Origin of the sequence: uncultured Desulfobulbus sp., assembly GCF_963662935.2 — a bacterium.
GTDB lineage: Bacteria > Desulfobacterota > Desulfobulbia > Desulfobulbales > Desulfobulbaceae > Desulfobulbus.
Genome location: NZ_CAXXTL010000001.1, coordinates 52519 through 65296 on the forward strand (window position 1 = coordinate 52519; position 12778 = coordinate 65296).

7 protein-coding genes are annotated in these 12778 nt (G+C 56.0%); 1 reads left to right on the forward strand and 6 read right to left on the reverse strand.

Going from position 1 to position 12778, the window contains the following annotated elements:
* Positions 1–62 precede the first annotated feature (62 nt).
* The 6 genes from ACHZCX_RS00220 to ACHZCX_RS00245 form a co-directional block, all read right to left on the reverse strand.
* Positions 63–2894 carry an FAD-binding and (Fe-S)-binding domain-containing protein gene (locus tag ACHZCX_RS00220; RefSeq protein WP_319585244.1) on the reverse strand — a complete coding sequence of 944 codons (2832 nt, stop codon included), beginning with the start codon at positions 2892–2894 and terminating at the stop codon, positions 63–65.
* Positions 2895–3018: 124 nt separating this feature from the next.
* Entirely contained in the window at positions 3019–4242 is a 1224-nt protein-coding gene (locus tag ACHZCX_RS00225; protein ID WP_319585245.1) for an MFS transporter, read from the reverse strand.
* Between the two features lie 337 nt (positions 4243–4579).
* The gene (locus tag ACHZCX_RS00230; RefSeq protein ID WP_319585246.1) at positions 4580–6025 is read right to left on the reverse strand and encodes a diguanylate cyclase; all 1446 of its coding nucleotides are present in this window, start codon (positions 6023–6025) and stop codon (positions 4580–4582) included.
* Positions 6022–8091 (reverse strand): ATP-binding protein, encoded by a 2070-nt coding sequence (locus ACHZCX_RS00235; RefSeq protein WP_319585247.1) that lies wholly within the window; start codon positions 8089–8091, stop codon positions 6022–6024. The genes ACHZCX_RS00230 and ACHZCX_RS00235 overlap by 4 nt, the downstream gene beginning before the upstream one ends.
* Positions 8084–9004 (reverse strand): phosphate/phosphite/phosphonate ABC transporter substrate-binding protein, encoded by a 921-nt coding sequence (locus ACHZCX_RS00240; RefSeq protein WP_319585248.1) that lies wholly within the window; start codon positions 9002–9004, stop codon positions 8084–8086. The genes ACHZCX_RS00235 and ACHZCX_RS00240 overlap by 8 nt, the downstream gene beginning before the upstream one ends.
* A gap of 202 nt (positions 9005–9206) precedes the next feature.
* Positions 9207–9596 carry a metallopeptidase family protein gene (locus ACHZCX_RS00245; RefSeq protein ID WP_319585249.1) on the reverse strand — a complete coding sequence of 130 codons (390 nt, stop codon included), beginning with the start codon at positions 9594–9596 and terminating at the stop codon, positions 9207–9209.
* 365 nt (positions 9597–9961) lie between these two features.
* Between ACHZCX_RS00245 and ACHZCX_RS00250 the strand changes: the two genes are divergently transcribed.
* A complete protein-coding gene (locus tag ACHZCX_RS00250; RefSeq protein ID WP_319585250.1) occupies positions 9962–12751 on the forward strand; it encodes a response regulator in 2790 nt (929 codons plus the stop codon).
* Positions 12752–12778 lie beyond the last annotated feature (27 nt).

Genomic DNA, 12778 nt, shown 5'->3' on the forward strand with positions numbered 1-12778 from the left:
TACTGCATACTCCTTGAAAAAACAGCAGGGCGGTCGCAGCGGACCGCCCTGCGCTCTTGGTTCTATTCGTTGAGCGGGGTGGTCACTTCGTCTACTAGGGCGAAGATCGAACGGTAGGGGATGTGGCCATGGAGGGCCAAACCAACCTCGCAGGTTTTGCTGGTGGAATAGCCCGCCTCGCAGTCATGCACCTGATCCGCCAGGCCGTGGAGGGCCGATTGGTTCAATTCCGGGAAGTTGAAGCCCCGGTCGCCGGCAAAGCCGCAGCAGAAGATATTCTCCGGCACCACCACCTCGGTGGCGCAGAGCAAGGCCAGTTCCTTGAGTTTGGTGTCCAACCCCATCTTGCGGGTACTGCAGGTCGCATGGAGGGCGATTTTGGCATTCTTACGCTTGAAATTAAGCCGATCCTTGAGGAATTGGAGGACAAATTCCACCGGCTCAAAGAGCTGCAATCGTTTGTCGAGAGTGGCCCGCATCCGCATCAGGCAGGGGCTGGTGTCGCAGAGAATGGGGATCGCTCCATCCTGGGAGGCTTTGAGCAGGGCATCGCTCAACTCATCGGCCTTACGGTCGGCTTGCAGCCTGAATCCCTTGCTTTCAAAGGCCTGGCCACAGCAGAGGCTGTCGAGGTTTTCAGGCAGGATGACCGCGCAGCCTGCTTTTTTTAGTACGGAAAGGGTTTGCTGCGGCAGGCCGCGCCGTTCGGTTTCCTCCCGGGCTGGCCCCCCCATGGCCCGGCTGGCGCAACTGGGAAAATAGACCACGGATAAGGTTTGCCCAGCAGGTGCCGCTTCGGCCTTGATCTTAGGCGAACCGGTGGGCATGGCCCGGTTCCACTGCGGCACGACCCCGAGCGTCCCTTTATGCGCGGCTACGGTCACTGTCTCCATGAAGGGCGTGCCGGTGAGCTTATGCACCCGGTCGACCGTGTTGAGCACACCAGCCGCTGTTTTAGCCACCGGCTTAAAATGGTCGGCGGTCCAACAAGCCACAGCCGCCGCCAGTTGGCCATGTGCCTCTTCGCGCAGGGTCTTGATCATCTTGCCGGTATCGATGCCCACTGGACACAGCGTCGAACAGAGGCCGTCGGCGGCGCAGGTGTTCATGCCCTGATACCGGTACTCGCGCACCAATCCCTTCAATGGCGTTTCCCCTTTGCCCCCCGCCATCCTCCGGCTAATCTCCCGCCGGCCAACGATTCGTTGCCGGGGGGTGAAGGTCAGATTCTTCGAGGGGCAGATCGGCTCACAGAAGCCGCATTCGATGCACTTGTCCACCAACTCATGGGTCGGCGGCAAGGGCTTGAGATTTTTAACATGTGCTTCCAAATCGTTGTTAATGATCACGCCGGGATTGAGCAGCCCCTTGGGATCAAACAGCTGCTTGATTGTCTTCATCAGGCTGAAGGCGGCTTCGCCCCATTCTTTCTCGACAAAGGGGGCCATGTTACGGCCTGTGCCGTGCTCCGCCTTGAGCGACCCGTCGTATTTTTCCAGCACCATCTTGACCACATCGTCCATGAAATCGCGGTAGCGCACCACTTCGTCCTGAGTGGAGAAATCCTGGGTGAAGACGAAGTGGAGGTTGCCGGCCAGGGCATGGCCGAAGATGATGGCCTCGGTGTACTTGTAGCGCAGCAGCAGTTCCTGGAGATCGAGCGTGGCGTTGGCCAGGTGCTCGATGGGGAAGGCCACATCCTCAATGATGACCGTGGTGCCGGTGCGGCGGACCGCGCCCACCGCCGGGAACAGTCCCTTGCGGATCTTCCACAGCTGGTTGAATTCTGCTGGGATAGCAGTGAATTCGATGGGCCGCACCGTTTCCAGGCTCACCAGCGCCGTTTTGATCTGCTCGATCTGCCCAGCCAAAGTCTCGGCAGTTTCGGCTCTGGTTTCCACCAGGATGGCGGTGACACCCGGCGCTAATCCCTCAAGGAAATCGGGCATGCCCGGTTTACCGGTCACTGAGGCGAGACTCGCCCGATCCATCAGCTCAGCAGCGGACACCGGCTGTTGCTTCAAAATGATTGTCGCTTCACAGGCGGTGCGGATGTCCGGATAGAACAGCAGGCCGCTGGCCTTGTGGCGATGCTCGATCACTGTCTGGTAGACCACCTCAGCGATGAATCCGAGTGTCCCCTCCGAGCCGATCATCAGGTGCTGCATGATGTCGAAGGGGTCAGTGAAATCGACCAGGGCATTGAGGCTGTAGCCGGTGGTGTTCTTGATCTTGAACTTGTAGCGGATGCGCTCGGCCAATTCCCCATCGGCCAGAACCCGGTCGCGCAATGCGGCCAATCCTTCCAGCAGGGAACCGTGGCTGTGGTGGAAGGAGGCCCGGCTCTTGTCGTCGGCAGTGTCGACAACGGTGCCGTCGGCCAGAATGATGCGCATCGAGTCCAGGGTCCGGTAGCTATTCTGTTCGACGCCGCAGCACATGCCGCTAGCGTTGTTGGCCAGGATGCCGCCGATCTTGGCGCTGTCGATTGAGGCCGGGTCCGGGCCGATCTTGCGGTCGAATTCGGCGAGGATGCGGTTGGCGTGGCCGCCGATCATGCCTGGCTGCAACCTGATTTTGCCGGCATTGTCAAAAACCCGGTAGCCGTTCCAGCCCATGCCCATGCGGACTAAAATGGAATCGGTGATTGCCTGGCCGGAGAGGCTGGTGCCGGCCGCCCGGAAGGTGACCGGCAGCTCCAATGTGCCCGCTTCCCGCAGGATGCGTTGCACCTCCAGTTCGTTCTCGACATTGATGACGATTTTCGGAATAAGGCGGTAGAAGCTGGCGTCCGATCCGTAAGCGATGGTCCGGAGCGGGTCGGTAATGAGTCGTTCGGTTGGAATGGTGGTCTTGATCCTGCGAAAAAAGTCACGATATTTTCCTTTCAACATGGCGCACCTCCTCGGCTCGTTATTATGAGGGAATGATTATCAACCATACGGCATCCACAGCGAAAACGCCATGGGAAACAGGGAAGGGTTCATGCCTTCCGGATCGTTGACGGAGGGGGTCCTTTCAGCCGTTGGTTGGCCTTTTCCGCAGATCGGGAAGCAGGAGCGCCGCCACTCCCAAGAGAGGCAGCCAGGCACAGACCTGATACACCGAATCGATGCCGCGAATATCAGCGAGCTTGCCCAGGAGGGCTGCGCCGATCCCGGCCAACCCGAAGGCAAGACCGAAGAACAGGCCGGAGATCATCCCCACCTTGCCTGGAAACAACTCCTGGGCATAGACGACAATCGCCGGAAAGGCGGAGGCCATCAGTAGGCCGATGACAAAGATCAGGGGGCCGGTCCAGAACAGATTGGCATGGGGCAGGGCCAGGGCAAAGGGGGCGGTACCGAAGATCGACCACCAGATCACCTGTTTGCGGCCAATACGGTCGCCAATCGGTCCCCCGAGGATGGTGCCCAAGGCCACACCGAAGAGGAAAACGAACAGATGCAGTTGGGCCGACTGCACCGAAACCTGAAATTTATGCATCATGTAAAAGGTGAGATAGCTGTGCAGGCTGGTTGTATAAAAGAATTTGGAGAACATCAGCACCAGGAGAACGGCCACTGGCCAGGTCGCCGAAGGATGTCGCGTTGCCCCTCCAGCAGCCGGAAGGATCTTGAGCCGCTGTCGTTCCTGTTCCTGCTTCTTTTTATACCAGCCGCCGACCCGCCAGAGAATCATCATGGCCAAGAGGGCCACAAGCGAGAACCAGGCCAGGCTCTGCCGCCCTTGTGGGAGGACGATCAGGGCCGCAAGCAGTGGTCCGGCAGAGGTGCCGGCATTGCCGCCCACCTGGAAGATCGACTGCGCCAGGCCATACTGCCCGGCCGAGGCCATGCGCGCTACCCGGGAGGATTCCGGATGAAAGACCGACGAGCCTGCGCCGACCAGACCAACCGCAATCAATAGCAGGCCGTAACTGGGCGCCAGCGCCAGGGCAATCAATCCCAGCAGGGTGCAGCCCATGCCCCAGGTCAGGGAGTAGGGTTGGGGATGACGATCGGTATAGAAGCCAACCACCGGCTGCAGCAGGGAAGCCGACATCTGAAACGTCAGGGTGATCAGCCCGATCTGGGTGAAACTGAGTTGAAAGCTGTCCTTGAGCAGAGGGTAGATCGCCGGGATCAGCGACTGAATCAGGTCATTGAGAAAATGGGAAAAACTGATCGCCAACAGCACCTTGAGGCCAATGCGCTCCGGCCGGGCAGATGGTTGTTGATCGGTCTCGGCACGGCTTGCCATGAGTGCGTGCATCCTTGTAGCTTGAGGGGCTGGTTCCGATTCTACTCAGCCACCACGCCAGCCTTCGGAGGTTGTTGAGTTCCATGCAGATGTACCACACCCACCTCCTGTTTGCGCATAAAACCGAGCCTGTTCGTCAAACGGATCAGCACGTTGCCTGTGCCGGGGCGGCAAATCGGCAGGCGAAAACAGCATCAATCACATTCCCCTGATGCAACGACCACCTAGGAAAATAAAATAATGGCGGATGACCGATTGGTCAAAACTGGTTGTGCAGGCAGGCAATCTTGCCCAGAGAATTATCACTGTATCAAGTGTTAGCCCTCTGGTTCATCAGTTAACTAATACCCTCGGCACAGCTTCTCCCTTGCTCAATCTCAATCCGATTCCGCCCTTTCTTTTTGGCGGCATAAACCGCGTCATCGGCCGCCTTAAGGACTTGGTCAATTTCCGATTCCTGGCTGAATTCCGCCACGCCAAAACTCGCGGTTACCTCGATTTCTTCTCCGTTGGAAAAAAACGGGGCAACGGCAATGCGGCGGCGGATCTTTTCCGCCACCAGTCGTCCACGACACAGTTCGGTTTCAGGCAATAAGATGACAAACTCCTCCCCGCCCCAGCGGGCGATTGCATCCTGACTACGCAGCATGCTTTTCATGCGCACACCTGTTTCAACCAGAATACTGTCGCCAGCATCATGTCCTTTGGTGTCGTTGATTGATTTGAAGTGGTCCAGGTCAATGGCCAGTACCGTAAACGGGACCTGATTTCTCTGACTGCGGGAGATTTCATGCTCGAATCGCTCCATCATGGCCCGGCGGTTAAACAGTCGGGTCAGGGGATCAATGGTGGCTGCTTCCTGAAGGGCATGCTGGGCGATGATGCGTTGAGCGATTTCATGGCTCAATTTGTTGTTGACCTCACTTAAATCGGAGGTTCGCTGCTTCACCCGGATTTCAAGTTCGTCCTTGGACCGGCGCAGCGCTGTGAAGGCCTCGTGCTTCTTCAGTTCCGCAAGAGAAAGCGTGGCCGACATTTCATTAAAGGCCACCAGCAATTGATCGAGTTCGTCATTGGTGCGCAGTAGGATCTGCTCATCGAGTTTACCAGCGGCGATGGCCGTGCAACGGTCGATGGCCAATCGAATGGGCCCCGTGAAACGGGCAGCAAGATATTTGGCAAACAAAAAGGCGAGGACAATCGAGGCTATCAATGAGCAAAGTCCAGAAATCCTCAGATTTCTTGATTTGGTGTAGACTTTGTCAGCCCGCATGTCGACGCCCACCAAAAACTCACCTCGACTGTTTTTAATAGGCGCATATCCGGAAAGAAACGAGCCCCACTCGTCGGCAAGAATCTCCGTGTCAACGGAGACGCCGGTAAACCCCTTGACGAGGCTGGGAAGTTGCTGCGGATATTCTGTCCCAGGAAGGGCCTGCTTTTCTGTTTCATCCGAATCGACCACAAAGAGGATTTTCTCCCCCTCTTGCCGCATGACATACAAAAAAGCGATGTCGGGATTCATCCTCCTGAATGCCCGTAACTTTTGCAGAGTGTCGACATACGCAAGCTGAGAGACGTCCGAAGCGGTCAAAAGCGAGCGGAGCGTGTCGGCATCGATGGTCTGGCTGATCAGGGCGGCAGTGGCCTGGAGCCGCTCCTTCAATCCGTCCATCAGACTTTCGGCGGCACTGCCATAAAAGTAGGTACCGATGCTCCCGGACACCAGCAGCACCGCAAAAACATGACTCAGAAAGAGCTTAAGACGAATCGATTGTTTCAATGGCTAGTCTTCTCTGTTTGCGCGGCTTTGCCGTGGCCCAGGGGCAGTTCAACGATAAACACGGTTCCCGGACCGAAATGCTCGGATCTTTCGAAGTTTTCAGGCAGGTAGTCCGCCGTCGGAGGACTCAAGGCCGAGATGGTGCCGCCATGCTCCCTGATGATCCCAAAGGAGACGGAAAGCCCCAAACCTGTTCCCTTACCCACCTGTTTGGTGGTGAAGAACGGGTCAAACAGTTTGCTCAAATGTTCCTTTTTCACACCTTTGCCCGTGTCAGCCACGCTGACCTCGAGCCCGTTCCCGCGGGCGCCGCGCTTGGTTTGCACGAAGATGACCCCATTCTGACCAATGGCATCAGCGGCATTGTTGAGCAGATTCAGCCAGACTTGCTTGAGCCGTTCCTTGTCGCCGGTCAGAGGCGGGAGGCTATCATCGGGAGTGGAGGTTATTTTGATACGGTTCAAGAAAAAGGCATGCTCGACCAGTTGTATCACTTCCTGCAGGGATGCATTGATGTCCACCGTTTCCCTGACGGATTGAGAATGCCGCGAAAAGCCGAGGAGGTCAGCGACGATCTTCCGGCAGACCTTGGTCTGTTTTTCAATGATTTTCAAGTTTTCCAGCGGCTCTTCATCGTGAATGTCATCCATCAGCAATTGGGTATAGCCGAGGATAATACCGAGAGGCGTGTTGATCTCGTGGGCCACCCCCCCGGCTAGACGGCCGAGGTCTTCCATTTTCTGCGATTGGATCAACTGCTCCTGAAATTTCTTGAGCATGGAAATGTCTCGCGCGGTCAATAACAGACCCATGATGCTGCCGTCCTGATCATAGACCGGCACCTTAACGACATGAAACCACCTCTGCCCTTCGGGCCGTTTGAAGGTGATTTCCTTGGAGAGGGAGTGCCCCGTGATCAGGATCTGCTTGTCTTCGTGGAAATTCAGATCAGCCTGGCGCTCGGAAAAGAGATCGAAATCGGTCTTGCCGACTACTTCCTCTTCTTTGAGGCCAAGATGATCGCAGAACGCTTTGCCCGCGAATGTATAGGTCAGTTCCTTATCCTGTAGGGCAATGAAATCCGGGGTCACGTTCATGATGGTTTTGAGCAAGCCCTGCTGCCGGGCAATGGTCTTCTCCCGTTCGGTCAGCTCTTCAATATGATTTTTGATTGTAATGGCCATCACATCGAAGGCTTCGGCCAGATCCTGGAGTTCATCGCCAAAATTGTATTTGAACACTGGACACTGCCGGCAGCTCTCGATTTTGAGCGGATACTCCTTGCCCTGACAATGGGGACACAGGGTGCCGGCCAGGTACCAGCAGCGCCGCCCGGCATCACCGTAGGCCGGACATCCCTGCTTGCCGCATTCCATGATTTCCCAGCAGTTCTTTTCCAGAGAAAAGCCGGCTTGCACATTAAGATTGCCCTTGACGATTTCTTCCGCCGACTCTCTGAGCCGGTTGAGGCGGTAGGTGATCGTGCGGGCAAACCAGAGGGCCAGGACAATCCCTAAACTCACCACCCCCAGGGTGCTGATCAGGCTGATCAACCGTTGATGGTGAATTTGGGCGTCCATCTCACTTCGTGAGAGCCCCAGCCTGACACCGCCCAGATTCTTCTCCCCGAGGACGACTCTGGCGTTGAAGTCGTACACAAACCCTTGTTCGGTTGACAGGAGCAAGGGCTGGGGCAGTTGGCCGTTTGGATTAACCTGGAGAAGATCGGCAGGGAACCCGCCAGAAAAAGTATGGGACAGGATGTTGCCGCTGGTATCGGTCAGAAAAACATAAAGGATGTCGTCATACTGACTGTGGACATTGTCGATGAGGTTTTTCATCTGCAAGAAATCCATGGCCAGAAGGGGTTCTGCGAGGCGAAAGGCTAGGCCCGAGGTCAGGGCCATGCCCCTTTTTTTTCCTTCCTCAAGCAGGGCTTTTGAGGACATGGCGGAGAGGATCAGGCCGATGCTCAGGCCGCAGAAGACCAGCATCAGGGTCACACCCAGGGTGATTTTGGTCCTGAACCGCAGGCCATGGAGAACTTTCAACAGATACCTATTCAAGATCCAGCCCAACCTTTTTGCTCAGTTCCCGGACGGGGTCAAAGTCCCGGTCGTCGGAGGGGACAAAACCGATGAATTTTGCCGCATCAAGAATCGCCCGGTGGCGTGGATTATGCTGATAATCAAGTTTGAGCAGGGCGGCCCTGATTTTGTCGGCCGCCTCTTGAGGCATTCGTGGACTGTAAGCGTAGACCCAGCCCGGATACGATCTGGAGCTGGCAACCACCTTGATCTGATTGATGTCGATTTTGTTTTCCACCACCTTTAAGGAACCTTCACGGATTGAACCAAGGTCATGCAGCCCGGCATACACCCCCAGTATCACATTCTCCTGCCGGCCTCCGGCGAAGACCACCTCCTTGAAGTCACGAAGATTCAGTCCGTTATCGACAAAATGCCCAAGGGGAAACAGATACCCGCCGGCAGAGGACGGATCAACAGCCACCCACGACTTGCCCCGGCAATCCTTGATGGATTGGATGGCCTCGTTATCTTTACGGGCAATGATCTGACCACGGAATTCGGCGCGCCCGTCTTCCTCAATGATTCGGGCCATGGCCTTGGCACCGAAACGGTTAGCCAGCTTGACGTAAATAAAAGGGTTGGAAAACGAGATGTCGATCTTTCCCTGGCCGAACATGCTGATGTGATGGGTAAAGGTGTCCGGGAATACTTGCCGCATGGGCAGACCGGTCTGCTCGGCAAGATATTCCACCAGCCGGTGATGGCGTTGAAAAGATTCTGTATTCGAGTATTGGGGGAGGTAGGCGTAGGTTATTGCCGGCAATTGCGGCCTGAACGAAATTTCTTGGCGTTTATCCAGGGAGACTTTGACCGCCTCTTCGCCTTCCCCACAGGAGAAAAGGAGAAAGGCGGCTAGGAGCATAAAAAGGGAGAAGACGCTTTTAGGCATGGAGGCTGTTTGGTTGCAGTGCTCGATTCACAGCGTTTCTGGTCATACCCGTGTCCGGTCAAAGGTTGGGGGTGGATCTAGGAATCAACCACCACGGAGTAGACAGCATTCATACAAAAAAATTATACCCCGTTCTCAGGGGTGAACAAAGAATAAACCGATTGCCGAGAACATTCCGTCTCTGAAAGGAGGTGTACAGGTTTTAGCCGTACCCCAAGGCCTCTAAGTCAGCTTCGTTGAACCCGAGGAGATGGGCAATCTCGTGTACCACTGTGATCTCGATCTCCTCGAGCAGTTCTTCACGGCTGGTGCAAAAGGCCTCCAGAGGTTGCTGGAAGATAAAAATGGTGTCGGGATACAGCGGCGGATCGGCCAAGCTACGCTCGGTGAGCGGAACTCCCCAATAGATGCCAAACAACGGTTCATCGGGCGCCAGCCCCATCTCTTCCAGCATTTCGGTACTGGGTTGTTGTTTGACCGAGATCAGGATGTTCTCCATGCGTTTGCGAAGCTCTTCGGGGATGCGGGCGATGGCCTGTTCCACAATACGGGCAAAGGCTTCGGTGGAGAGTTTGGGGTGGCTGTTTTTCATTGTTTATGTCCTCACAGGGCCAAGATAAGGCCTTTATCGATACAGGGTAATAGAAACAATATCTAGGTTTTTTGTTCCCATCGAAACGCGGATGAGCCCAGTGCGCGATCGGCCCAACCACTGAGCGGGCCCGAAAAAAGCCGATATTGACGAAGGAAGTTTTCTTTTTCCCGAAATTATTTAATAAAATGCATCTCCAAATTTGATAATTCAGTTGCATCTCTTCTATAATGAAAAATACCCGGTTTTAAATGAGTCATTGCAGATTGATCGAGAGGCGTTCACCAGGGCTGGTTAGGCTGGAGCAGGCCACTTGATTACCCTTGTTCCGTTCCCCGTGTCTTTGGTTGAGAATAAGGAGTGAAATGCAGCAAAAGACAAAGGTTCCCACCGTTGGGTTCGCACCCATTGCGATGATGAATCGGTTGACCGGCTCGGTTGGTCCACCCGCCTTTCACCTTGTCCTGCCTGCGACCCGTCGTGTCGGAGGAATCCTGGGACTGACGTTCGTTCTGGTGGTTTTTCTGATGTCCGGAGGACCGGTCGTCGCCGCGCCGCAACCCAAGGTGCAGGTGCTGCTGCTCAATTCCTATCACCAGGGATTTCGCTGGACCGATGAACTCACCACTTCGATCGCCTCTACCTTGAGCGCCGGTTTGCCCGAGGTCGAGCTCCATATCGAATACATGGACACCAAGCGGCAATACGATGAGGCCATCATGGCCGTCATCCGGCAATCGTTGTCGTTGAAATACCGGGTCCAGCAGCCCGATGTCATCATCACCTCCGATGACGACGCCTTCAACTTCATTAAGCAGTTTCATGATGATCTTTTCCCCGGTGTTTCCGTCGTCTTTTGCGGAGTCAACAGTGTGCCCTCAGCGCTGCAGGCGCCCAAGGGTTTGTTTGCCGGTATTGTTGAAACCCTGGACATCAAGGATAACATCGGGCTGGCCCTGCATCTCTTTCCCCGCACTGCTGAGATTGTTTTTCTCAGCGACGGTACGCCGACTGGCCTCGGCACCCGCCAGATGGCGATCGAGGCTGAGCAAAGCTATCCCGGCGTGCGTTTCACCTATATGAATGGCGAAAATCTTGCGACCGAGGAGATGTTGACCCAGCTGATGGGGCTGGGCGAGGGCAGCGTGGTCCTTGCTCCAGCTTGGTACAAGGACGCTCGCGGCAAGGTCTTCGATAATATCGAGATTTACTCCCGAATCGCTGCGGCCTCGCCGGTGCCGGTCTTCATAACCTCCAGCGCTAACCTTGGTTTGGGCGTTTTCGGCGGCAAGGTTAACAGCGGCGCTGCCCAGGGGCATTATGCGGCGGACCTGGCCCTGCGCATCCTCCGAGGTCAGGTAATCGCGCGGGATATTCCGGTGGAAACCGGAAGCAGGAATAAGTACATGTTTGACAGCCGCCAATTGACTCGTTTCGGAATCGCGGAAAACGAGCTGCCCCTGGACAGCGTGGTTCTGTATCGGCCTTTTTCCTTTTATCAGACCTATCAATACCTGGTGTGGACAGTCGTCGCCGTCTTCGGTGTATTCACTGCGATGATTGTGGCCCTGCTGGCGAATGTCCAGCGATTGCGCGAGACCCGCTCCAGCCTAGCCCGCAGTGAGGAAAATCTGCGAATCACCCTGCATTCCATCGGCGATGCGGTTATCACCACCGATATCGGTGGCCGCATCACCCGCATGAACCCAGTTGCCGAAAACCTGACCGGATGGCCGTTCATCGAAGCGGCGGGCAAGCCGCTGGTCGAGGTGCTGCGGCTTATTGACGACGTTGCCAGGAAACCGCACCCCAACCCGGTGGACAAGGTCCTTGCGGTGGGGGCGATTGTCACTCTAGAGAAAAATACGCTCCTCCTGGCCAGGGACGGGACCGAATACCGCATCGCCGACTCCGGCGCTCCCATCCGCGACAGCAACGGCCAGGTGATGGGCATCGTCCTTGTGTTCCGCGACATCACCGAGGAATTTGCCCGCGAAAATCAGCACAACCAGAGCCGTAAACTGGAGGCCATCGGCCAGTTGGCCGGCGGCGTGGCCCATGACTTCAACAACATGCTAGGCGGTATTCTCGGCAGCGCCGAAATTCTGGGCATGCAGTTGGGCGCGGATAATCCTCAGCAGCGATATATAGATACCATCATCAGGGCCTGTGAAAATGCTGCCGGACTCACCCGCAAGCTGCTCGCCTTTTCACGCAAGGACGCCATGATATTTGCGCCCATGGACATCCATAGCGCTCTGGTCAACGCTCAGAGCCTCCTTGAGCACAGCCTGGACAAAAGCATCTCCATCGAGCGTTCTTACAAGGCCGGATCATCGATAGTCGAGGGTGATTCGTCACTGATTGAAAACTCGATTATCAACCTCTGTGTCAATGCAGCCCAGGCCATGGCAGGTGGCGGTGTCCTGACCTTGACCACCGATAACGTCGACTTGGATGAGGCCTTCTGTCAGAAGAGCCCCTTTGCCATTGAACCGGGTGCTTACGTGCAGATCGGCATTCAGGACACCGGTGTAGGTATGGAACCGGAACTGCTTAACCGCATCTTTGAGCCTTTTTTTACTACCAAGGGCGTCGGTCAGGGCACGGGACTCGGGCTGTCGGCTGTCTACGGTGCCATTAAGGAGCATCGCGGCTGCATAACGGTCTCCAGCGAGTTGGGGATAGGTTCACTCTTTACTCTGTACCTGCCGGTCGCAAAGGCTGCCCTCAGTACAACCACTGGGGTGGAAGACAGTGCGGAAAGCGGCAGCGGCTGCATCCTGGTGGTCGATGACGAGCAGATTATCCGCACCACCGCCGCTTTCATTCTTGAACAGCTCGGTTATCAGGTCCTTTTGGCCAAGGATGGCCAGGAGGGGCTGGAGCTGTATAAAAACCAAGGCATCCAGATCGACTTGGTCATCCTCGACATGATTATGCCGCGCATGGGCGGAGTCGCCTGCTTTAAGGAAATCCGTGCTTTCAATCCTGAGGCCAAGGTGCTTATTTCCTCAGGATTCACTCAGGAGGGGAGCATTGACGAGTTGTGGGAAGCCGGCATCATGGGCTTTGTCAGAAAACCGTATCATCGGGCTGAGTTGGCCCGGATTGTGGCCGATGCTCTGCGTCAATCCGCTCCAGGGAAGAAGTAATGGCCCCGTTCTATTGCTCACGATCAA